The sequence below is a fragment of the Amorphus sp. MBR-141 genome, from assembly GCF_053628695.1.
This window is the reverse complement of the sequence record NZ_JBRJGW010000009.1, coordinates 110,232-134,353: the sequence shown is the minus strand read 5'-3', so window position 1 is coordinate 134,353 and position 24,122 is coordinate 110,232. Positions and strand designations below refer to the sequence as shown.

Below are 24,122 nucleotides of genomic sequence, written 5' to 3'. Positions count from 1 at the left end.
CGCAGACGGTCGCCGACAGCATCACGATTCCGTCGCAGGATCGCAAATTCGATCCCCGCCCGGTATCGCATAAGACATAGAACGCCCGCTGGCGCGGGGGCAGGAGACGTGAATGCGAAGCAGGTGTCTGGAGGCCGGCTGCCGGCGGACCGGATCTGCCTCCGCACGACGGTGAGGGCGCCGGGGCCCGCTTCTTGCTTGCGGGAGAAAGAGGAACCAATCCGCGGCGAGCCGCGTTGCTTTCCACGAGGGGTTTCGGGGGGCGTTTCAGGCGATCGGAAGCGGATTCCCCCGGGCTGCGCATGGATCCCGTCCATGCAGGCAAGGTTCGCTGCGTCGGCTGTCACCCTGCGCGCCGATGTATAACCTGAGCAACGACTCCAAAACCGGCTGTTTGCAATTGGACACGAGGTGCATTTCTTGGCCGATCAGATGAGCCGAAAGGCGCCCACCGCTGTAACCTCCGCCGGGATCGGACCGCTCGACGATCCGGCGGTGGACCGCATCTATGCGCTGGCGGATCGTCGCATCGCCATCGAGGGGATCGGGACCGAGATCGACGGTGGCCGATTCCCTGCCAAGTCGGCAGTCGGTGAGCCGTTCGTGGTCGAGGCCGACATCTTCGGCGACGGCCACGACGTCATCGATGCCGCTCTCATCTTCAAGCCGCGCGGCGGCCCTGCCTGGGACGAGGTGCCGATGCGGTTCCTTGAGAACGACCGGTGGCGGGGAGGGGTCGGATTCCGGCAGCCGGGCAGCTACCTCTACACGCTCGTGGCCTGGCGCGACCTGTTCGCCAGCTGGCTGCGCGACACCGAGAAGAAGATCGCCGCCGGCGTGAAGATCTCGCTCGAGATAGAAGAGGGCCGGCGCCTGATCGAGGCGGCTCTGGGGAGCGAGTTTCAACCTGGGACGATCGCCAGGGCCGACTTCGAGGCCGGGCGCGCCGGGCTCTCCGACGTCATGGCGCGCCTCACTGCCGCCAGCGAGGCCGAGCGGCTGGAAATCATGCTCGCCCCCGAGACGGGGGAGCTGATGCGGCGCGCCGGACCGCGGACCAACCTCACCCGCTACGAACGTGATCTGGAGGTGTTCGTCGACCGGCAGCGGGCCGCGTTCAGCGCCTGGTACGAGATGATGCCGCGCTCCCAGTCGGGCGAGGCGGGCCGGCATGGCACGTTCGACGACGTCATCGGACGCCTGCCCTACGTGCACGACCTGGGTTTCGACGTGCTGTATTTCACGCCGATCCATCCGATCGGCCGGATCAACCGGAAGGGCCGCAACAACACCCTGACGCCCGGCCCCGACGACCCCGGCAGCCCCTATGCCATCGGCTCGGAGGAGGGCGGCCACGACGCCGTCCACCCGGAGCTCGGAACGATCGAGGACTTCGACCGGCTGGTCGAGGCGGCCCGGGCCCATGGCCTGGAGATCGCGCTCGACTTCGCGATCCAGTGCGCCCCGGATCATCCCTGGATCAAGCAGCATCCGGAGTGGTTCGACTGGCGGCCGGACGGGACCATCAAGTTCGCCGAGAATCCGCCCAAAAAGTACGAGGACATCGTCAATGTCCACTTCTACCGCGACGCCATTCCCGGCCTGTGGCTGGCGCTGCGCGACGTGGTGCTCTTCTGGGTCGACCACGGCGTCAAGATCTTCCGGGTCGACAATCCGCACACCAAGCCGCTGCCGTTCTGGGAGTGGATGATCTCCGAGGTGCGGGCGAAGCACCCGGACACGATCTTCCTCGCCGAGGCCTTCACCCGGCCGAAGGTGATGAAGCGCCTCGCCAAGGTCGGCTTCAGCCAGTCCTACTCGTACTTCACCTGGCGCAACGCCAAGGAGGAGCTGACGGAGTACATGACCGAGCTGACGCGCTCGGAGTGCGCGGCCTACATGCGTCCCAACTTCTTCGCCAACACCCCCGACATCAACCCGCCCTTCCTCCAGACCAGTGGGCGCGCGGGCTTCCGGATGCGGCTGGTGTTGGCGGCGACGCTTGCCGGCAACTACGGTCTCTACAACGGCTTCGAGATCTGCGACGCCGAGGCGGTGGCGGGCAAGGAGGAGTATCTCAACTCCGAGAAGTACGAGATCCGCGTCTGGGACATGGACCAGCCGGGCCACATCAAGGACGACATCCGCCTCGTCAACCGGCTGCGCAACCACCATCCGGCGCTGCGCAGCTTCACCTCGCTGTCGTTCTACAACGCCTTCAACGACAGCGTGCTCTACTACGGCAAGAGCGACGCCGCGGCGGGGAGCTACATCCTCGTCCACGTCAATCTCGATCCGCACACCGCCCAGGAGTTCGACTTCGAGGTGCCGCTGTGGGAGTTCGGTCTCCCCGACGAGGCGTCGATCGAGGTCGAGGACCTGCGGCACGGCAACCACTTTACCTGGCACGGTAAGATGCAGCGATTGCGACTTGATCCGAACGACTGTCCATACGCGATCTGGCGGATTTACCCGCCGGGAGCACCGCGCGCATGACCTCCCGGAGCAAACGCATGGACGGCATCATCGATCGCACGGTCGCCGACTGGTACAAGGACGCCGTCATCTACCAGCTGCACGTGAAGGCGTTCCAGGATTCCAACAACGACGGAATCGGCGACTTCGGCGGGCTGATGCAGCGGCTGGACTACGTTCAGGAACTGGGGGCGACGGCGGTCTGGCTGCTGCCGTTCTATCCCTCGCCGCTGCGCGACGACGGCTATGACATCGCCGACTACAAGTCGATCCATCCGTCCTACGGCAAGATGGCGGACTTCCGCGGCTTCATCGCCGAGGCCCACCGGCGGGGGCTGCGGGTGATCACCGAGCTCGTCATCAACCACACCTCGGATCAGCATCCCTGGTTCCAGAAGGCGCGCCACGCGAAGCCCGGCTCCGCGGCCCGCGACTTCTACGTGTGGTCCGACAGCGACCAGAAGTTTCCCGAGACGCGCATCATCTTCACCGACACGGAGAAGTCGAACTGGAGCTGGGATCCGGTGGCCGGCGCCTATTTCTGGCACCGCTTCTACTCCCACCAGCCGGACCTCAACTTCGACAATCCGCGCGTGCTGAACGAAGTGCTGAAGGTGATGCACTACTGGCTCGACATGGGCGTCGACGGCCTCAGGCTGGACGCGATCCCCTATCTGGTCGAACGCGAAGGCACCAACAACGAGAACCTTCCCGAAACCCACGATGTCCTGAAGAAGATCCGCGCCGAGCTGGATGCGCACTATCCCGATCGGATGCTGCTCGCCGAAGCCAACCAGTGGCCGGAGGACACCCGCCCCTATTTCGGCGACAACGACGAGTGCCACATGGGGTTCAACTTCCCCCTGATGCCGCGCATGTACATGGCGGTGGCTCAGGAGGACCGGCACCCGATCACCGACATCATCCGCCAGACGCCAGAGATCCCCGAGGACTGCCAGTGGGGCATCTTCCTGCGCAACCACGACGAGCTGACGCTCGAGATGGTGACGGACCAGGAGCGCGACTATCTCTGGAACGTCTATGCCGGCGACACCCGGGCCCGCATCAATCTGGGCATCCGCCGCCGGCTGGCGCCCCTGATGCAGAACGACCGGCGCAAGATCGAGCTCCTGAACTCGTTCCTGATGTCCTTCCCCGGCACGCCGATCATGTACTACGGCGACGAGATCGGCATGGGCGACAACTACTATCTCGGCGATCGCGACGGCGTGCGCACGCCGATGCAGTGGTCGTCGGATCGCAATGCCGGCTTCTCCCGCGCCAACCCGCAGCAGCTGTTTCTGCCGGTCATCCAGGACCCGCTCTACGGCTACCAGGCGATCAACGTCGAGGGACAGAACTCCGACACGTCGTCGCTTCTCAACTGGATGCGGCGGATGATCGCCGTCCGCAAGCAGCACCAGGCCCTCGGCCGGGGCAGCATGACGCTGCTCTATCCGTCGAACCGCAAGGTGCTGGCGTATCTGCGCGAATACGAAGGCGAGACGATCCTGTGCGTCGGCAATCTGTCGCGCGCCGCCCAGGCGGTGGAGCTCGACCTGTCGGAAAAGCGCGGCCAGGTTCCCATCGAGATGATGGGCAACTCGGCGTTCCCGCCGATCGGCGACTTGCCGTACCTGGTCACGCTGCCGGCCTTCGGCTTCTACTGGTTCGTGCTGGCGGATGCCGACCAGGCGCCGTCCTGGCACACGCCGATCCCGGAAATCCTGCCCGACTTCATCACGCTGACCACCCGCGACGGGCGGATCTCCACGGCGCTGTCGGGGCGGGAGGGCCGCTTCCTGGAGAAGGACGTGCTGCCGAAGTTCCTGCCGTTGCAGCGCTGGTTCGCCGCCAAGGACAGCGCCATCAGGTCGGTGACCGTCACGCCGCTGGCGGAGCTCGAGCAGGGGCGCCACATGCTTGCCTGCGTCGACGTCGAGATCGACGGCGAGACCCAGCGCTATTTCCTGCCGTTCTCCTCGGTGTGGGGGGAGGAGACGCTGGCGTTCAACTCCCCGACGCTCGCTTACACCCTCGCCAAGCTGAGGCGCGGACCCAAGGTCGGCGCCCTGATCGACGGCGCCTTCGAGGCTGCCCTGCCGGAAGCGATGCTGGCCGCCATTCGCCGCGGCGACACCATCGAGGCGGGTGAGGCAAGCGTCGTCTTCCGCGGCAATGACCTGCTCGCCGAGACCCTGGACAGTGTCGAGACCCTCGAGCCGCCGCGTCCGATCGGGGTGGAACAGAGCAACGTCTCGATCATGTTCGGCGACACGCTGATCCTGAAGTTCTACCGCCGGCTGCGCGCCGGTCTCCAGCCGGAGGTCGAAGTCGCCCAGTTCCTCACCGAAACCGCCGGCTTCGCCAACACCCCGCCGTTCCTCGGGGCCGTCGAGCACCGCACGGCCGACGGGCAGGCGACGATGCTCGCCGCCGCGTTCGGGTTCGTCCGCAACCAGGGCGATGCCTGGGAAGTGCTCACCGCCGCGCTTCGGCGCGACCTCGACGAACTCGACGGGCATCGCACGTCCGACGACGGAGCGGACGGCGACCAGCCGCCCTTCGCCTATCCGCTGATGATCGGGGACCTGCTGGGGCGCCGCACCGCGGAGCTTCACCAGGCATTCGCGGCGGACACCGACGACCCGGCGTTCGCCGTCGAGGCGATCACGGCGAACGACGTGAAGGGGTGGACGAAGGAGGCGAAGGACGACGTCAAGGCGATGTTGAAGAGCCTTGCTTCAGCCCGGGACGGCCTCGACGCGGACGCGAAGGCCGTCGCCGACGTCGTGCTGGCGTCGAAGGACAGGCTGCTCGCCCGGGCGAAGGCCGCGTCCGGTCTCAAGCCGTCCGGGGGGCAGTCCCGCATCCACGGCGACTATCATCTCGGCCAGGTCCTGATGGTGCAGGCCGACGTGATGATCATCGACTTCGAAGGCGAGCCGCGCCGCAGCCTCGATCAGCGCCGGGCCAAGACGTCGCCGCTGCGCGACGTCGCCGGCATGCTGCGGTCGATCGACTACGCCGCGGCCGCCGTTCTCGATCCGCAGGGCGGTGCCGGCCAGGCCAGCAACGAGGGGGCGGTCGACCGCGCCACCCTTTGGCGAGAGCAAACGACCCGGCACTACATGGAAGCCTACGAGGCTGCCGCTGCCGGATCCCCCACGCATCCCGAAGATCCGGCGTTCGCCCGGGCCCTGCTTGACATGTTCGTCCTTCAGAAAGCCGCCTACGAGGTGTCCTACGAACTGTCGAACCGCCCGGACTGGGTCGCGATTCCGCTACGCGGCCTGATTGCGCTGATCGGCAACGAAGAGGTCGACGCATGACGACCAAGCTGAACACCCTTGCCCCGTCCGCGAGCGAGATCGAGGCGATCATTCGCGGCCGGCACGGCAATCCCTTCTCCGTCCTCGGCATGTTCGGCGGCAACGGATCGCCCCTCGTCGTCAACGTGTTCGCGCCCGACGCGGCGACGGTGACGGTGCTGGACGCCGACAGCGGCGCTCCCGTCGGCGAACTGGAGCGGGTCCATCCGGAAGGATTCTTTGCCGGCGAAATAACCGGCCGCACCGCGCCGTTCCCCTACCGGCTGCGGCAGTCAGCCGGCGATAACGTATGGGAGCGTGAGGATCCGTATCGGTTCGGAGCGTTGCTCGGCGAGCTCGACGAGTATCTGCTCGGCGAAGGGCGCCATCTGGAACTCTACCGGCGCGTCGGCGCGCATCCCGCTACCCATGAGGGTGTCGAGGGGGTGGCCTTCAGCGTCTGGGCGCCCAATGCGCGCCGCGTCTCCGTCGTCGGCCCGTTCAACGCATGGGACGGCCGCCGGCACCCCATGCGCCGGCGCCTAGGCGTGGGCGTCTGGGAGCTGTTCATTCCGGGGCTGCAGCGCGGCACGCTCTACAAATACGAGATCGTCGGCGTCAATGGCGACGTGCTGCCGCTGAAGGCTGACCCGATGTCGTTCGCCCAGGAACACCCGCCGGAGACCGCCTCGATTGTCAGCGGTCTGCCCCAGCACGCCTGGGCCGACGACGCATGGCTGGCCAAGCGGGCAGACCGGCAGGCGCTGTCGGCGCCGGTGTCGGTGTACGAGGTCCATCTGGGCAGCTGGAAGCGGGGTGGTGGCGGCGAGGCGCTCGACTATGACGCGCTGGGCGATCTGCTGGTCGACTACGTTACCGAAATGGGGTTCACCCACGTCGAGCTGATGCCGGTCTCCGAGCATCCGTTCACCGGCTCGTGGGGCTACCAGCCGATCGGCCTGTTCGCGCCGACCAGCCGCTTCGGACCGCCGGAGGCATTCGCGCGCTTCGTCGACCGGCTGCACCAGGCGGACATCGGCGTCATCATCGACTGGGTGCCGGCGCATTTCCCATCCGACGCCCACGGTCTGGTCCGCTTCGATGGGACCGCGCTCTACGAGCACGAGGATCCGCGGCTCGGCTTCCACCGCGACTGGAACACGCTGATCTACAATTTCGGACGGCTTGAGGTCGCCAACTTCCTGGAGGCGAACGCGCTATTCTGGCTCGACCACTATCACGTCGACGCGCTGCGCGTGGATGCGGTCGCGTCGATGATCTATCTCGACTATTCGCGCGACGAAGGGGACTGGGTTCCGAACCGCTACGGCGGCAACGAGAACCTGGATGCCACCGCCTTCCTCCGTGAGATGAACACCCGCGTCTACGAGCGCATCCCCGGCGTGCAGACGATCGCCGAGGAATCCACGGCCTTTCCCGGCGTCAGCCATCCTGTCGACGCCGGCGGGCTCGGCTTCGGCTACAAGTGGAACATGGGCTGGATGCACGACACGCTCGACTACATGAGCCTCGATCCGGTGCATCGGAAGCATCACCACGGCCGGATGACCTTCGGCATCCACTACGGCTTCACCGAGAACTTCGTGCTGCCGCTGTCCCACGACGAGGTCGTGCACGGCAAGGGGTCGATGATCGGCAAAATGCCCGGTGATCGCTGGCAGAAGTTCGCCAACCTGCGCGCCTACTACGGGTTCATGTGGACCCATCCCGGCAAGAAGCTGCTCTTCATGGGCGGCGAGTTCGGCCAGGACCGCGAGTGGAACCACAACCAGTCCCTCGACTGGCACCTGCTGGAGGATCCCCTGCATGCCGGCCTGCAGTCGACAGTGCGTGATCTGAACCGTCTTTACAGGTCCGAACCGGCGCTGCACGAGCTCGACTGCGATCCCGAGGGCTTCGAGTGGATCGAGGCGGGCGATGGCGAGAACAGCGTGTTCGTCTACCTGCGCAAGGCCAGAGGCACGGCCCGGCCGATGGTCGTCGTCTGCAACATGACGCCGATCGTGCGGCACGGCTACCGCGTGGGACTACCGGAAGGCGGCCCCTGGCGCGAAGTCCTGAACACCGACGCGGAACACTATGGAGGTTCCGGCGTTGGGAACGGCGGCGTCATCACCGCCGCCGATCAGGGCTGGCACGGCCGGGCTTCGTCGGCGCAACTGACCCTTCCTCCCCTCGCGACCCTCGTTCTCACGCCGGACCGCTGAATTCGGAATTCATTTCAATGTCCAAGACACGACAGACGGTTTCCGCGGGCTCGCCGTTCCCGCTGGGGGCGCACTGGGACGGCTCCGGGGTCAACTTCGCCCTGTTTTCCGCCAACGCCACCAAGGTGGAGTTGTGCCTGTTCGACCAGGCCGGGCGGCGCGAAATCGAACGCATCGCGCTTCCGGAATTCACCGATGAAGTCTGGCACGGCTACCTGCCGGAGGTGCGCCCCGGCCAGCTCTACGGCTACCGCGTGCACGGCCCCTACGAGCCGAGCGCCGGTCACAGGTTCAATCCGAACAAGCTGCTGCTCGACCCCTACGCCTTGGCGCTCAACGGCGACATCAAGTGGCACGACGCGATGTTCGGCTATCGCATCGGCCACAACCGCGGCGACCTTTCGTTCGACCGGCGCGACTCCGCGTTCGTCATGCCGAAGTGCGTGATCGTCGACCCGGCCGTCACCTGGGGCCCGGACATCCGGCCGGCGACGCCGTGGTCGAAGTCCATCATCTACGAAGCCCACGTGAAGGGCATGACCGCGCTGCGCGAGGATCTGCCGTCGCATCTGCGGGGCACGTTCGAGGGGCTGGCCAGCCCCCGCGTCATCGACCACCTGGTGAAACTGGGCGTCACCGCCGTCGAGCTGATGCCGACCCAGGCGTTCTTCCCCGACCGGCACCTGGTCGAGCGCGGGCTCACCAACTACTGGGGCTACAACACCATCGGCTTCTTCGCGCCGCGCCAGACCTATCTGGCGCCGAACGGCAACATCCACGACTTCAAGCTGATGGTGCGCCGGCTGCACGAGGCCGGGATCGAGGTCATCCTCGACGTCGTCTACAACCACACCGCTGAGGGCAACGAGATGGGGCCGACCCTCTCGTTCCGCGGCATCGACAATGCCAGCTACTACCTGCTCGGCGACGACCCGCGCTACTATTACGACACCACCGGCTGCGGAAACACCGTGGCGCTCGGCCATCAGCGCGTGCTGCAGATGGTGATGGATTCCCTGCGCTACTGGGTCGAGCAGTGCCACGTCGACGGCTTCCGCTTCGATCTGGCGAGCTCCCTCGGCCGCAACCGCGATGTCTTCGAGACGAACGCCGTGTTCTTCGATGCCGTCCGCCAGGATCCCGTGCTGTCCCGGGTCAAGCTCATCGCCGAGCCGTGGGACACCGGCCCGGACGGCTACCAGCTCGGCAACTTCCCGCCCGGCTGGGCCGAGTGGAACGACAAGTACCGCGACACCGTGCGCTCCTACTGGAAGGGCGACGAAGGCAACCTGCCGAAGCTCGCCGACTCGCTCCTCGGTTCCTCCGCGCTGTTCGAGAAGCGCGGGCGCCGCTCGTCGTCCAGCATCAACCTGGTGACGGCCCATGACGGCTTCACGCTGATGGACGTGGTCAGCTACGACCACAAACACAACGAGGCCAACGGCGAGGACAACAACGACGGCCACTCCCACAACCTCAGCTGGGGGTGGGGCGCCGAAGGCCCGACCGACGATCCGGCGATCATCGCGCTGCGCGACCGGGCGCGGCGCAACATGATGGCGACGCTTCTGTTGTCCCAGGGCACGCCGATGATCCTGATGGGCGACGAGGTCGGCCGGACCCAGAACGGCAACAACAACGCCTACTGTCAGGACACGGAGATCAACTGGTTCGACTGGAAGGTCGACGATCCGCGGCAGATGGAGTTCCAGAATTTCGTGCGCGGGCTGACCGCGCTCAGGCGGTCGCGGGCGCTGTTGGGCCAGGACCGCTTCCTCCATGAAGAGCCGGAGCCGCGAAGCGGAACCTGGGCGCGTTGGCTGAGGCCCGACGGCAACGGCATGGAGCCGGGCGACTGGGAGGACCCCAATTCCCGGGCCATCGCCCTGATGATGTGCGGCCGCGACGAGTGCCTCTATCTGGTCCTCAACGCCTACCATGAGCCGGTCCGGTTCGCGCTTCCCGAAGCCGTCGGCAAGGGTTGGGGCCTGCTCGTCGATACGTCCGACGGCACCGTGCTGCAGCAGGCCCGGTCCGTGATCGAGGACGGCGGCATCGACGCTCCCCCGCGCGCGCTCGTGTTGCTTGAGAGCAGGTCGTGACGGCAGAAATCGAAAACCCCCATGCCCGATCCTTCCTCCGCACCTGGGGTGCCGAGTTCGTCGCGCCGGGAACGGTGCGCTTCCGGCTGTGGGCGCCGAACGAGCCGGCGGTGACGCTTCGTCTCGACGGCGCCGATCACCCGATGGACCGGAGCGAGGACGGCTGGTTCGAGGCGACCCGCTCGGACGTCGCTGCGGGGGCCGAGTACGCCTACGTGCTCGGCGACGGCAGCGTCGTGCCGGATCCGGCGTCGCGGGCCCAGGCCGGCGACGTCCTGGGCCCGTCGGTGGTCGTCGACCCCGCGCGCTACCGCTGGCGCCATCCCGACTGGGCCGGGCGGCCGTGGGAAGAGGCCGTCATCAGCGAGATCCACATCGGCACCTTCACCCAGGCCGGGACGTTTCGTGCGGCCATCGAGCGGCTGCCGCACCTTGCGGCGACCGGGATCACCGCGGTGGAAATCATGCCGGTGGCACAGTTCGCCGGCGCGCGCGGCTGGGGGTACGACGGCGTCCTGCTCTATGCGCCCCACAACGCCTATGGCACGCCGGACGACTTCAAGGCGTTCGTCGACGCCGCCCACGGGCTCGGGCTGATGGTGTTCCTGGACGTGGTGTTCAACCACTTCGGGCCGGATGGAAACCATCTCCACAACTACGCCGAGGACTTCTTCCATCCCGAGCGGCACACGCCGTGGGGGGCGGGGATCGCCTACGAGAAGCCCCCGGTCCGGCGGTTCTTCGTCGAAAACGCGCTCTACTGGCTGACCGAGTTCCACCTCGACGGCCTGCGCCTCGATGCCGTAGATCACGTCATCGACGAGGCGTCGGAGACCGAGATTCTGATCGAGATCGCCCAGCAGGTGCGGGCGCAGATCACCGACCGGCCGGTTCATCTGGCCACCGAAGACAACCGCAACATCACCTGGCTCCACGAGCGCGATGCCGAGGGGCGCGTCGTGCTGCACACCGCCGAGTGGAACGACGATCTCCACAACGTCGCCCACGCCATCGCCACCGGCGAGAGCGAGGGCTACTACATCGATTTCGCCGAGGATCACTGGGGCAAGTACGCGCGCGCCCTGGCGGAAGGCTATGCCTACCAGGGCGAGCCGTCGCGGTTCGCCGGCGGCACGCCGCGGGGCGAACCGAGCGCGCACCTGCCGCCCACCGCCTTCGTCGACTTCATCCAGAACCACGACCAGATCGGCAACCGCGCCTTCGGGGAGCGGCTGCTCGATCTCGCCGAACACGAGATCGTCCAGGTGCAGACGGCGGTCCTGCTGCTGTCGCCCCATGTGCCGCTGCTGTTCATGGGCGAGGAGTACGGGGAGACGCGGCCGTTCTGCTTCTTCACCGACTTCCACGGCGAACTCGCCGATGCGGTGCGCGAGGGGCGGCGCCGGGAGTTCATCCACTTCGCCGCCTTCCATGGCTCCGAGACCGAACTCTGGCACATTCCCGACCCGAACGCGGCGAGCACGTTCGAAGCCTCGAAGCTCGATTGGGCGAAGCTCGAGAGCGAGGCGGGACAGGCCTGGAACGCCTTCGTGCGCGAACTTCTGGCCGTCCGCCACGGGTCGATCGTGCCCCTCCTGAAAGGGGCCGGCGGCCACGCCGGCAAGGTGCTCCTCGCCGAAGACGGCGCGATCGCCGTCGACTGGAGGCTTGCCGGCGGCCGGCTTGAGCTGCGAGCCAACCTGTCGCCCGAAGTGCGCACGCTGCCACCGCTGACCGGAGAGCTGATCTACCGGTTCGCTCCGGAAGGCGACGCGGTCGGGAATGACCAGCTCGCCGGCCACAGCGTCGTCGCGGCGCTCGCGCCGGAACAGGGATGATCCCCATGTCGACCGGACGTGTGCCGCTGATCGCGACCTACCGGCTGCAGATGCGCGACGGCATGACCTTCGAGGCGGCGCGCGCGATCGTGCCCTATCTGAAGCGTCTCGGGGTCAGCCATCTCTATCTCTCGCCGGTCTTCACCGCCGTCAGCGGGTCGACCCACGGCTACGACGTCACCGATTTCAACGAGATCGATCCGGCGATCGGGGGACGCGCGGGCCTCGACCGTCTCTCCGCCGCGCTGCAGGCCGAAGGCCTTGGCCTGATCCTCGACATCGTGCCCAACCACATGGCCGCGTCGCTGGAGAACGCCTGGTGGCGCGACGTCGTCGAATGGGGCGCCGACAGCCGGTTCGCCCGCCATTTCGACATCGACTGGTCGGAACGGCTGACGCTGCCCATCCTCGGCAAGGACTTCGACGGCATCGTCGCGGACGGCGACATCGGCCTTGCGGCGGACCGCGCCGCCGGCCGGCTCGTTCTCACCTATTTCGACAACCACCTGCCGCTCGCCCCGCAGACCTGGCGCCTGCTTGCGGACGCCTCGGACGATCTCCTCGTGCGGGACGTTGCCGCGCTCGGAGCGGCCGCACGCCCGGAGGCCGGCGATGCCCTCCATGCGGCGGTCGCGGACATGCTTGCGTCCGGCGGCCACGCCGACGCGCTCGATCGCGAACTCGCGCGTCTTGCCGCGGACGACCGGCTGCTCGCAGCGTTGCATGATGCGCAGCCCTGGCATCTGATCTTCTGGCAGAATGCGCGCCGTCATCTCTCCTATCGCCGCTTCTTCGAGGTGACCGGCCTCGTCGGCGTGCGGGTGGAGGATCCGCCGGTGTTCGACGAGGCGCACCGGCTGATCCTCGAACTGGTCGCCACCGGCACCGTCGACGGCCTGCGCGTCGATCATGTCGACGGGCTCGCCGACCCCACCGCCTATCTCGCGCAGTTGCGCGACGCGGTCGGTCCCGACGTGCCGATCCATGTGGAAAAAATCCTCGAAGGCCACGAGGCCCTGCCGGAGGCGTGGCCGATCGAGGGGACGACGGGCTACGAGTTCATCACCGCGATCGGCGGCCTGATGACCGACGAGACGCGCCTGCCCGATCTCCATGCGGCCTACGAGGATTGCCTCGGCGAAACGGCCGATCTGGAGGCCGCGCGCCGCGACGCCAAGCTTCGCATGGTCCGCCACAATTTTGCCGGCGAGCTGGCCGGCCTGACCGGCTCCCTCGTCAAAATGGCGGCGTCGGTCGGCGCAAGCGTATCGGCCGAGGACGCCCAGGCGGTTCTCACCGAGGTGATCGTCGCGTTCCCGGTCTATCGGACCTACGCGGACGCAGACGGGACCGGGGCGCGCGACCGAACCCTGGTGGAGGAGGTGCTCGCCCAGGCGATCGGCGCCGCGTCCGTCTTCGATCCGGCGGCCTTCGCGCTGGTGCGGGCGGCGCTGACGGGCGACATCGATCCGTCGCAGGCGGAGCCGGCGGCGCGCTTCCGCATCCGCTTCCAGCAGTTGACCGGGCCGGTGATGGCGAAGGCCATCGAGGACACGCTGTTCTACCGCTTCAACCGCCTCATCGCCGTCAACGAGGTTGGTGGTGATCCGGACGACGTGGCCCTCGATGCGTCGGCCTTTCACGCCGCGATGGGCCGCCGCGTCGCCGAGCAGCCGAGGGGCCTGCTGGCCACCGCCACGCACGACACCAAGCGCGGCGAGGATGCCCGCGCCCGCCTCTATGCCATCAGCGAGGCGCCGGAGGACTGGGCCGCGGCGGTGGCATGGTGGCGGGAGTTGAACATGGGCCGCGTGGACATGCGCACCGGCCATCCGGCGCCGGGGCCGGACACGCAGTGGCTGGTCTACCAGTCGCTCGCCGGCGTGTGGCCCGCCGAACTCGGGCCTGACGATCCCGACGGTCTGGCGCTGCTGCGCGACCGCTTCCTCGGCTACGTGGAAAAGGCGCTGCGCGAGGCCAAGCGGCGCACCAGCTGGATCGACATCGATGCAGACTACGAGGACGGCGTACGCGGCTATGCCGATGCCCTGTTCGAGCCGGACAACGGCGACTTCCTCGACGACTTCCTGCGCATGCTCGTCCCCTTCATCCGCGCCGGCAGTCTGACGAGCTGGGCGCAGACGGTGCTGAAGATGGCCGCGCCCGGCGTGCCGGACATCTACCAGGGTTCCGAGGACATCGACCTCTCCCTCGTCGACCCGGACAACCGCCGGCCCATCGACTTCGATCATCTGTCCGCCCAGCTCGACGCGGCGTTTCCGGCTTGGCCCGGCGTCGGGTTTCCGTCCCTCGGGATCGTCAAGCAGCGGATCGTCCAGGCGAGCCTCGCCCTCAGGGCCCGTCGGCCGGACGTGCTGACGACTGGCGCCTACGCTCCGCTCGATGCAAGCGGACCGGCGGCCCGCCATGTGGTCGCGTTCATGCGCGGAGAGGGCGCCGTCGTGGCGGTGGTGCCGCGGCTTGCCTACGGTCTGGTGGAACACGGCGGCGATCCGAGGTCCGCGGAGGTCTGGGGCGAGACCACGGTGGCGCTGCCCAACCCCGGCGGCACCTATCGCGACGTGGTCACCGGGGCCGAAATCCCCGGCGGCCCGGTTCGTCTCGCCGACCTCTTCGCGGTCTGTCCGTTCGCGCTGCTGGAGGCCCGGTAGAGGGCGGTCAGACGCCGAGCCACTTCTGCTGGGTCTCGGTGTCGCGGCGGATGTCGTCCGACGATCCGCGCCACACGGCCTTGCCCCGCCCGACGATGACGACCTCGTCGGCCAGGCTGGTGGCGAAGCCGAAATTCTGCTCCACCAGCATCATCGTCAGCCCTGCGTCCTTCAGGGCTGCCAGCTTGTCGTGGATCTGCCGGACGATGATCGGGGCAAGCCCCTCGGTCGGTTCGTCGAGGATCAGCAGGCGCGGGTTCATCAGCAGTGCCCGGCCGATCGCGAGCATCTGCTGCTCGCCGCCGGACAGCTGGTTGCCGCCGTTGGCGAGGCGTTCGCCCAGCCGCGGGAAGAAGTCGATCACCCGGTCCAGCGTCCACTCCGCGTCCGCCGGCGCGGTACGGCCGGCGAGCATCAGGTTCTCGCGCACGGTCAGCGAGGGGAAGATGTCGCGCGTCTCCGGCACGTAGGCGACGCCCTGGCGGGCGATCTCGTAGGACTTGGCGCGGGCGATCGAAGCGCCGTCGAAGCGGATGTCGCCGCCGGTGACGGGCAGCAGGCCCATCACCGCCTTGAGAGTCGTCGTCTTGCCGGCGCCGTTGCGCCCCAGGATGGCGAGCATCCGGCCCGGTTTCGCGTCCAGGCTGAGCCCGTGGATCACGCGGGTCTCGCCGTAGCCGGTTTCGAGGTTGGTGACCTCAAGCATGGGCGTCCCACTCCCCGAGATAGATCTCCCGCACCATCGGGCTGGCGCGCGTCTCTTCCGGCGTTCCCTCGAAGACGACTTCCCCGTAGTTGAGCACGGTGATGCGGTCGGCGACGTCGAAGGCCAGGTCCATGTCGTGCTCGATGATCAGCACGGTGAGGTCGCGCGGCAGCGTGTGCAGCAGCTTGTGGAAGGCCTGGATCATGCCGGGCCCGACGCCGGAGGTCGGCTCGTCCATCAACAGCACGCTTGGCCGGGTCGACAGCGCGATGCCCACCTCCAGCTGCCGGCGCACGCCGTAGGAGACGGCATCCACCGGCATGTCGAGAACCTCGGTCAGCCCGACCGACTCGGCTGCGGCGCGCACTTCCTCGACGATCTCCGGATCCCGCAGCGTGTCCTTCATCATCCAGCCGGCCGCGCCGCGCGCGGTCGCAACCGCCAGCGCCAGGTTCTCGCGCACGGTCAGCGAGCCGAACAGGTTGTTCTTCTGGTAGCTCCGGGCGAGCCCCATCCTGGCGCGGGCCGCGATGGAAAGCCCGGTGATGTCGCGCCCGTTCATGACGATCGCGCCCGAGCTCGGCTTAAGCTCGCCCGCGAGGATGTTGAAGAGGGTGGTCTTGCCGGCGCCGTTGGGCCCCAGAACCACCCGCCGCTCGCCCTTCTCCAGCGCGAACGAGACGTCCTTGGTGACGACGAGCGAGCCGAAGGACTTGTTGAGCGCACGCGCCTCAAGCATGGGTCTCGCTCTCCTGTCCAAGTGCCGGTGCGGCAGGCGGCTGGGCCGCCTTGGCGCGGCGTCGCTCGATCATGTACTCGATCTGGCCGTAGAGGCCGCGCCCGCCCGCGACGATGGTGAGGATCAGCACCGCGCCGGCGACGATGTGCCAATAGGGGGTGGCCGAGGAAATCTCGTGCTTGAGGAACACCCAGACGACGGCGCCGACGACGGGACCGACCAGGGTGCCGATGCCGCCGAAGATCACCACCATCAGCACCGTGCCGGAGACCATCCAGGCCATCAGCTCCGGCGAGACGAACATGGTCTGCTGGGCGGCGATGGCGCCGCCGAGGCCGGCGAGCGCGCCGGAGATCGCGAACGCCACCGCCTTGGTCCGCCACACGGTCAGGCCGACGGCACGCATGCGTGCCTCGTTGACGTGGATGCCGACCAGGGTGCGGCCGAAGCCGGACCGCAGCACCAGCGCCGCGATGACGTAGACCAGCGCCGCCGCCGCGATCGCGAACAGCGCGAACTGCAGGGAATCGTTGAAGTCGAGCCCGAGCGCCGAGACGTCCAGGCGCGGCACGCCGGACAGGCCGTCGTCGCCGCCCAGCGCCTTGTTCTCGAAGGCGAGCACGTAGGCCATCTGGCCGAAGGCCAGCGTCGCCATGATGAAGAAGATGCCGTGGGTGCGCGACGTCACCGCCCCAACCGCGAACGAGAACGCGCCGGAGACCACCACCGCTGCGGCGAGGGCCACGAAGGGGTTGATCTCGAACAGCACCGTCAGGGCGGCATAGGTGTAGGCGCCGACGCCGAAGATGGCGCCGTGGCAGAGCGAGATCATGCCGCCATAGCCGGCCACCATGTCCAGGCTGATCGCCAGGATCGCCAGCGTCGCCGCCTCGATGACGAGTTCCTTGCCGAAGTAGCCGGTGGTGAGCGTGTAGACGATGGCCGCCGCGAATATGGCGAGGATGACGAGGGTCTTGAGGAGGGTCTGTCGGAACATCGGCGTCGCCTCAGGCCCGGGCCGGGAACAGGCCGGTCGGCCGGAAGACCAGGACCACGGCGAGCAGGATGTAGATCAGCAGCGACGCCACGCCGGGGATCAGCACGGTGCCGAACGTCTGGGCGAAGCCGACCAGGAACGAGCCGGCGACGGCGCCGCGCAGGCTGCCCATGCCGCCGACCACCACGACGATCAGGGTCGAGATCAGGATCTCGGTGCCCATGTCGGGGTGGGCGGAGAAGACCGGGGCAGCCACCGCGCCGGCAAGGCCGGCGAGTGCGCAGCCGACGCAGAAGACGAGAAAGAAGATGCGCTCGACGTTGACGCCGAGGCAAGCCGCCATCTGGTCGTTGTCGACGCCGGCGCGGATCATGGCGCCGAGCTGGGTGCGCGACAGGACCAGGGCGAGCGCGCCCATGACGACGGCTCCGAGACCGATGATGAACAGCCGGTAGGTCGGATAGACGACGCCGAACAGCTCGGAGCGCCCGGTGAACAGCTCCGGCTCGGCGGTGCCCAGCGCGATGTCGCCCCAGATCAGCCGGAAGATGTCGACGAACACGAAGATCAGCCCGAGCGTGACCAGCACCTGGTTCATCGGCCCGGCGCGCCGCATCCGCTTCATCAGGCCGAGATAGAGGAGGATGCCGGTCAACGCGACGACGATCGGCGCGGCGGCGAAGCCGGCCCAGTAGGAGCCGGTCGCGCTGGCGGCGGAGATGCCGATGAAGGCGCCGAGCGCGTAGAGCGCCCCATGGGCGAGGTTGACGAAGTGCAGCAGGCCGAAAATGACCGTCAGCCCGACCGACAACAGAAACAGGAGCATCGACAGCTGAAGTCCGTTCAGCGTCTGTACCGCCCAATACGACCAGTCGGTGCCCATCAGCCCGTCCCGCGTCCAAGAGGGGAAATGAAAAAGGCCGGGCGGATCGGTTCTCGAAACGCCCGGCCTGGAAGCTCGCGCCCCGAGCCTACAGCTTGCAGCCGTTCGGCTCGTCCTGAACGTTCGCGACGGTGTCGAGAAGCTTCTGGGTGAGCTTCCCGTCCGTGCCGTCGACGGTGTCGTAGACGTAGACGTTCTGGATGATGTTGTTGGTCGCCGGGTCGATCTTCACCGGGCCGCGCGGGCTGGTGTAGCTGACGGTCGGCAGCGCCTTGGCGATGGCTTCCTTGTCGGCCGATCCGGCCTTGATGGCTTCGACCAGCGAGCGGCCGGCGTCATAGCCCTGGACGGTGTACTCGGACGGCACGCGGCCATACTTCTTCTGGACCGCTTCGACGAACGTCTTGTTTTCCGGGGTGTCGAGGGTCGGGATGTAGTGCAGCGAACCGATCACGCCGACCGCGGCCGGGCCCTCGGCGTCGACGTAGAGCGGCGAGGTCACGAAGCCCGAGCCGTGCAGCGTCGCCGTCTTGTTGAGGCCGAACGCGTCGTACTGCTTGACGAAGTTGATCGCTTCGCCGCCGGCGTAGAACACGTAGACCGCATCCGGGTTGGTCGCCTGTGCGGCGCTGAGGAACGGCCCGAAGTCCTGGGTGGTGCGGAACGGGGTGTATTCCTGGCCGACGATCTCGCCGCCGGCCGCCTTGAAGGCGTCGGCGAAGGCCGTGATCTGCTGATGGCCTGCGGCATAGTCAGGGGCGAGCGTGTAGACCTTGCGGATGCCCTGGTCGTACATCCACTGGCCCATCGGCCGGTTGACCTGGGCGTTGGAGAACGACACCCGGACGATGTAGGGGCTGCAGTCTTCGCCGGTGGCCTCGTCGTTGCCGGCGTTGGAGACGATCAGCGGGGTCTTGGTCTGGTCGACGAAGTCGCGGATCGCGCCGAGCACGCCGGAGGAGACCGGCCCCATCAGCACGTCGACCTTGTCCTCGAGCACCATCTTGCGGGTCTTGGAGAGGCCGACCGGCGGCTTCGCCTCGGTGTCCTCGCGGACGACGGTGATCTGGTCGCCCATGCCGGCTTCCTCGACCGCCAGCATGAAGCCTTCGTCGATGTCCTTGCCGAGCGCGGCGTAGACGCCGCTGTAGGGCAGCAGGAAGCCGACCTTGACGTCCTGCGCCGATGCCGGAACGGCGGCGAAAGCCAACGACGCGCACACGAATGCGCCAGTCATCGTTTTCAACATTCTTGTCCCTCCCAATACCGACACGCGGGATTGGCCCAGCCATCGTGGGCCGGTGTCGGTCGTTTCCTCATACCCGAAAGCCAGGTCGATCCCCGTGGCGGGTTCGCCTGCCCGAATGCCGCACGGTGGTCGCCCCTGTTGTTGGTTTTCGGGACGCTTCGACCGGACAGGAGATACCCTATCCGAGCCACTTTTGCGACGCAAGCAATATAATGCATATTCTGGAGGCGATCTCAGCGCGCCCGCTAAAAGATTGCAGGCATAGCGGAAATGGCCTTCTTAGCGGCGCTCCGGGATATAATGCCACTCCACGGGTTGCGGTTCGGGGGAGCCTTATGCATAATAATGCAGAAATGCGAAGCGCTCCAAAGGCCGTCCCCAGTGCGGCGGGAGCGGCAACCGGGAGGACGCCATGAGCGAGCAGGCATTTCGGGATCTGGTCTCGAAGATCGCGGCGCGGATGGGCGACCGTCCGCTGGACGACGGGCTGGCCACCTTTCTCAACGACACTTTTCCGAAGGACGGCGATGACTTCGCCCGGCTGCGCGCCCTGTGTGCCGAAGGCGAGGCGGGCGGCTGGCTGCTGCAGCGCGAGCACGGCGGTATCAAGTTCGGTCGTCCGGTGAAGCCCGGCGGCGAAGCTGGCCGCTTCAGCGTCGACGTGGTGCGGATGAACGACGTGCGCGGGCCGCATCACGTTCACACCACCGGCGAGATCGGTGCCATCATGCCGATCGAGGGCGACGCCAGGTTCGATGGCATGCCCGAGGGGTGGTACGTCTATCCGCCCGGCAGCGACCACCATCCGACCGTCGCGGGCGGCGACGCCTACGTGCTGTACTTCCTGCCCGAGGGGCAGATCGAGTTCACCGGCCGCTGAGGCGGGCGGGCCTGCGTCTGCGGGGCCCGGCCGGACCGCGCCGAGCGGGCCCGAACCAACAAGATCGATAAGACGACGAGACCGCCGTGGAGGATACGTCCGTGCAGGCAATGAGCGGCAACGCCGCGCCCTATTTCGTGGACCGTCACGTCGCCGGAGGCATCGGCGACAAGGCCGCCTTCGTGGAAAGCGGCGGCAAGGGCCGGACCATCACCTATTCCGGCCTGGCCGATGCGACCGACCGGATGGTCGGCCTCTACCACCGCCATGGCCTCCGGCGCGAGGACCGCGCGGTGATGATCGTGCTCGATACGGTCGAGTTCCCGGTCATCTTCTGGGGCAGCCTGAAGGCCGGCGTCATCCCGGTTCCGGTCAACACGCTGCTCTCGGCGGACCTGTTCCTGGCGATCCTGCGCGATGCCCGTGCCAAGGCGCTGTTCGTCTCCGCCGAGCTTGTGGACACCGTCGCGCCGATCCTCGACCAGGCCCCCGATCTGTCGTCGGTGTTCGTGATCGGCGGCGACGCCGGCCCCCACCTCGACTTCGCCGCCGAGCTGGCGGCGAGCGAGCCGGGCCCGATCGTCGACGCCTCGCCGGACGAATGCGCGTTCTGGCTCTATTCGTCGGGATCGACGGGGCTGCCCAAGGGGGTCCGCCACGTCCACTCCAGCCTGAAGGCCACCGCCGACACCTACGCCGCCCAGGTCCTGAAGATCGCCGAGACCGATACGGTCTATTCGGCGGCGAAGCTGTTCTTCGCCTACGGGCTCGGGAACGGCATGACCTTCCCGATGTCGGTCGGCGCGACCGCCGCGCTGCTGGCGGGCCGTCCCACGCCCGACAGCGTCTTCGGGGTGCTCGAAGGGGTTCGCCCGACCGTGTTCTGCGGCGTGCCGACCCTTTACGCCGCGATGCTGGCGTCGATGTCGGCCGAACGGCCGGCCGGCTGCGAGAAGCTGCGCATCTGCGTTTCGGCCGGCGAGGCACTGCCGGAGGAAGTCGGCAGCCGCTGGAAGGCGCGCACCGGCGTCGACATCCTGGACGGTGTCGGCTCCACCGAGATGCTGCACATCTTCCTGTCCAACGCCGAGGGCGACATCTGCTACGGCACCTCGGGCCGCGCGGTGCCCGGCTACCAGCTCCGCCTGGTCGACGAGAGCGGCCACGACGTCGAGGTCGGCGGCATCGGCGAACTGCTCGTCCACGGTCCGTCGGCGGCCGAAGGCTACTGGAACCAGCGCGACAAGACGCGCTCCACCTTCGAGGGCTACTGGACCCGCACCGGCGACAAGTACGAGCTGCGCGCCGACGGCCGTCTCGTCTACTGCGGCCGCACCGACGACATGTTCAAGGTGAGCGGCATCTGGGTGTCGCCGTTCGAGATCGAGCAGGCGCTGGTCTCCCATCCGGACGTGCTGGAGGCGGCGGTCGTGCCGGCCGACGACGAGACCGGCCTGGAGAAGCCGCGCGCCTTCGTGGTGCTGAAGTCCGGCGCGGCAGACGAGGCGATGGCGACGGTGCTGCGCGAGCACGTCAAGGAGCGCGTCGGCAAGTGGAAGTATCCGCGCTGGATCGACTTCGTCGACGAACTGCCGAAGACCGCGACCGGCAAGATCCAGCGCTTCAAGCTGCGTCAGCCTGTGGGAGGGTGAGGATGATCTGGACCGTTGGAGAACCCGTCCGGCTCGACATCGAGGGTGTCGGCCTCGAGGGCCGTTGCTTCGGACCGTCGCCCGCCGAGCGCCCCACCATCGTGCTGCTGCACGAGGGGCTCGGCTGCGTCGCGCTCTGGCGCGACTTTCCCGAAAGGCTCGCCGCGGCGACCGGCCACGGCGTCTTCGTCTATTCGCGCCAGGGCTACGGCCAGTCCGATCCGGTCCCGCTGCCGCGCCCGCTGGACTACATGACCCGCGAGGCCGTCGAGGTGCTGCCGAAGGTGCTGGAGGCCATCGGCTTCCGCTCGGGCGTGCTCCTCGGACATTCCGACGGTGCCTCGATCGCCGCGCTCTATCCGGGCAACGTCCAGGACCACCGCATCCGCGGCCTGATCCTGATCGCGCCGCACTTCTTCACCGAGCCGGAAGGCCTCGCCTCCATCGCCAAGGCGAAGGAGGTCTTCGACGGCGGCGACCTGCGCGCCCGGCTCGCCCGGTACCACGCCGACGTCGACGGCGCCTTCCGCGGCTGGAACGACGCCTGGCTCGATCCGGCGTTCCGCGCCTGGAACATCGCCTACACGATCGACTACATCCGCGTCCCCGTGCTCGCCATCCAGGGCGCCGACGACCAGTACGGCACGCTCGCCCAGATCGATGCGCTGGAAGAGGGGCTCTACTCGCCCCTCGACCGGGTGATCGTGGAGGGCGCCGGCCATGCGCCCTTCCTGGAAAAGCCTGAGCAGACGCTCGCCGAAATCACCGAATACATTGTGCGGCTCGATCGCATCGAGGCCGCGCGCGTGGAGGTCGCATGAAACTCGAAAGTTACGTCGCCGGCGGCTGGGTCGCGGGCACCGGCGAGGGTCGGCCCTTCATCGATCCGACCACCGGCGAAGAGCTGGGCCGGGTCGATGCGACCGGCATCGACGGCACGGCGGCGCTGGCATTTGCCCGCGACACCGGCGGTCCGGCGCTGGCGGCCCTGTCGTTCGCCGAGCGCGGCGCCCTCCTGAAGGCGGTCGCAGACGTTTTGACCGCCAACCGCGAGGCCTATGGAGAAATCGCCCGGAAGAACTCCGGCAACACCGTCCGCGACGCGGCCATCGACATCGACGGCGGCATCGGCACGCTGAAGTACTACGCCCGTCTTGCCCGGTCGCTGGGCGATGCGAAGACGCTGGTCGAGCCCGGCCAGGACAGTCTGTCCAAGGACGGCAACTTCGCGGCCCGCCACATCTGGACCACTCGGCCTGGCGCGGCCCTGCAGATCAATGCCTACAATTTCCCGTCCTGGGGTATGTGGGAGAAGGTGGCGGTCGCGCTGCTGGCGGGTGTCCCGAGCGTCGCCAAGCCGGCGTCGGCGACGGCCTGGCTCTCGCACCAGATGGTCGCCGACGTGATTGCGGCGAAGGTGCTGCCGGACGGCGCCCTGTCGCTCGTCTGCGGCGGCGGCAAGGATCTCGTCCGGGCGCTGACGGCCATGGATTCGCTGGCCTTCACCGGGTCGGCCGACACCGGCGCCATGCTGCGCGGCGATCCGGCCGTGCTGGCGGCGGCGCCGCGCGTCAACATCGAGGCCGACAGCATCAACGCCACGATCCTCGGCCCGGACGCGGCGCCGGGCAGCGCGGTGTTCGATCTGGCCGTCCGCGAGGTGGTCTCCGCCCTCAGCGTGAAGGCCGGCCAGCTCTGCACCAACATCCGCCGGGTGCTGGTGCCGGCGGAACACGCCGATGCGTTCGCCGAGGCCGTCTCCGCCAAGGTCTCCGGCTTCGCCGTCGGCGACCCGGCCGATGAGGCGGTGCGGGTCGGACCGCTGGTCGATCTCGATCAGCGCAAGACCGCGCTCGAAGGCATCGCGCGCCTGACCCGGGAAGCGACGGTGGTGTGCGGCGGCGGGATCCCGAAGGAGGTCGTCGGTGCCGATCCGCAGGCGGGCGCCTTCCTCGCGCCGACGCTGCTCTCCTGCGCCGATCCGGCGTCCGGGCAGGCCGTACACGAGATCGAGGTGTTCGGGCCGTGCGCAACGGTCATGCCGTACGCCAGTGTCGATGATGCCATCGCGCTCGCGGCGCGGGGCGGCGGGTCGCTCGCCCTCAGCCTGTTCTCCAACGATGCCGACGCCAAGCGCGCCGCGGTGCTCGGCGTGGCGCCGTTCCACGGCCGCGTGATGGTCGTCGACGAGGAGGTCGGTCGCGATCACACCGGCCATGCGATCGTCATGCCCATGTGCGTCCACGGCGGTCCCGGCCGGGCCGGTGGAGGCGAGGAGCTGGGTGGGCTGCGCGGCCTGCGCATGCACATGCAGCGCACGGCCGTCCAGGGCTCGCCGTCGCTGCTGGATGCGCTCTCGGGTGGTGCTGTCGAGGCGGCGCTGTGAGTCG

The 24,122-nt window shown here is 67.9% G+C and carries 15 protein-coding genes; 10 read left to right on the top strand and 5 right to left on the bottom strand.

Annotated elements, in window-relative coordinates; translation table 11 throughout:
- Window positions 1-420 precede the first annotated feature (420 nt).
- The 6 genes from ACSSVZ_RS14010 to treY are packed head-to-tail and all read left to right on the top strand — an operon-like array spanning window position 421 to window position 14,626.
- A complete protein-coding gene (locus ACSSVZ_RS14010; RefSeq protein ID WP_453970945.1) occupies window positions 421-2,496 on the top strand; it encodes an alpha-1,4-glucan--maltose-1-phosphate maltosyltransferase in 2,076 nt (691 codons plus the stop codon).
- 26 nt (window positions 2,497-2,522) lie between these two features.
- The gene (gene treS, locus ACSSVZ_RS14005) at window positions 2,523-5,807 is read left to right on the top strand and encodes a maltose alpha-D-glucosyltransferase (RefSeq protein WP_453971074.1); all 3,285 of its coding nucleotides are present in this window, start codon (window positions 2,523-2,525) and stop codon (window positions 5,805-5,807) included.
- Window positions 5,804-8,014 carry a 1,4-alpha-glucan branching protein GlgB gene (gene glgB / locus ACSSVZ_RS14000; protein ID WP_453970944.1) on the top strand — a complete coding sequence of 737 codons (2,211 nt, stop codon included), beginning with the start codon at window positions 5,804-5,806 and terminating at the stop codon, window positions 8,012-8,014. The genes treS and glgB overlap by 4 nt, the downstream gene beginning before the upstream one ends.
- A 17-nt stretch (window positions 8,015-8,031) precedes the next feature.
- A complete protein-coding gene (gene glgX, locus ACSSVZ_RS13995) occupies window positions 8,032-10,116 on the top strand; it encodes a glycogen debranching protein GlgX (protein WP_453970942.1) in 2,085 nt (694 codons plus the stop codon).
- On the top strand, window positions 10,113-11,954 hold the full coding sequence (gene treZ, locus ACSSVZ_RS13990) for a malto-oligosyltrehalose trehalohydrolase (protein ID WP_453970940.1): 1,842 nt from the start codon (window positions 10,113-10,115) through the stop codon (window positions 11,952-11,954). Before glgX ends, treZ begins: the two co-directional genes overlap by 4 nt.
- Before the next feature lie 5 nt (window positions 11,955-11,959).
- A complete protein-coding gene (gene treY / locus ACSSVZ_RS13985; protein WP_453970939.1) occupies window positions 11,960-14,626 on the top strand; it encodes a malto-oligosyltrehalose synthase in 2,667 nt (888 codons plus the stop codon).
- 7 nt (window positions 14,627-14,633) lie between these two features.
- Here the strand turns inward: treY and ACSSVZ_RS13980 are convergent, their stop codons facing one another.
- From ACSSVZ_RS13980 to ACSSVZ_RS13960, 5 genes are all read right to left on the bottom strand, one after another.
- A complete protein-coding gene (locus ACSSVZ_RS13980; RefSeq protein WP_453970936.1) occupies window positions 14,634-15,332 on the bottom strand; it encodes an ABC transporter ATP-binding protein in 699 nt (232 codons plus the stop codon).
- Entirely contained in the window at window positions 15,325-16,071 is a 747-nt protein-coding gene (locus ACSSVZ_RS13975) for an ABC transporter ATP-binding protein (protein WP_453970935.1), read from the bottom strand. Before ACSSVZ_RS13975 ends, ACSSVZ_RS13980 begins: the two co-directional genes overlap by 8 nt.
- On the bottom strand, window positions 16,064-17,068 hold the full coding sequence (locus tag ACSSVZ_RS13970; protein WP_453970933.1) for a branched-chain amino acid ABC transporter permease: 1,005 nt from the start codon (window positions 17,066-17,068) through the stop codon (window positions 16,064-16,066). The genes ACSSVZ_RS13975 and ACSSVZ_RS13970 overlap by 8 nt, the downstream gene beginning before the upstream one ends.
- Window positions 17,069-17,078: 10 nt before the next feature.
- Entirely contained in the window at window positions 17,079-17,951 is an 873-nt protein-coding gene (locus tag ACSSVZ_RS13965) for a branched-chain amino acid ABC transporter permease (protein WP_453970932.1), read from the bottom strand.
- 88 nt (window positions 17,952-18,039) lie between these two features.
- Window positions 18,040-19,188 (bottom strand): ABC transporter substrate-binding protein, encoded by a 1,149-nt coding sequence (locus ACSSVZ_RS13960; protein ID WP_453970931.1) that lies wholly within the window; start codon window positions 19,186-19,188, stop codon window positions 18,040-18,042.
- 424 nt (window positions 19,189-19,612) lie between these two features.
- Here ACSSVZ_RS13960 and ACSSVZ_RS13955 point away from each other — a divergent pair, with 424 nt between their 5' ends.
- The 4 genes from ACSSVZ_RS13955 to ACSSVZ_RS13940 all read left to right on the top strand — a co-directional run bounded on the left by ACSSVZ_RS13955 (window position 19,613) and on the right by ACSSVZ_RS13940 (window position 24,118).
- Entirely contained in the window at window positions 19,613-20,080 is a 468-nt protein-coding gene (locus ACSSVZ_RS13955) for a 4-hydroxylaminobenzoate lyase (RefSeq protein WP_453970930.1), read from the top strand.
- A gap of 110 nt (window positions 20,081-20,190) precedes the next feature.
- Window positions 20,191-21,732 (top strand): benzoate-CoA ligase family protein, encoded by a 1,542-nt coding sequence (locus ACSSVZ_RS13950; RefSeq protein ID WP_453971072.1) that lies wholly within the window; start codon window positions 20,191-20,193, stop codon window positions 21,730-21,732.
- 2 nt (window positions 21,733-21,734) lie between these two features.
- Window positions 21,735-22,553, top strand: a complete 819-nt coding sequence (locus ACSSVZ_RS13945) for an alpha/beta fold hydrolase (RefSeq protein ID WP_453970928.1) — start codon at window positions 21,735-21,737, stop codon at window positions 22,551-22,553.
- Window positions 22,550-24,118, top strand: coding sequence for a 3,4-dehydroadipyl-CoA semialdehyde dehydrogenase (locus tag ACSSVZ_RS13940; protein WP_453970927.1), 1,569 nt, complete (start codon window positions 22,550-22,552; stop codon window positions 24,116-24,118). Before ACSSVZ_RS13945 ends, ACSSVZ_RS13940 begins: the two co-directional genes overlap by 4 nt.
- Window positions 24,119-24,122 lie beyond the last annotated feature (4 nt).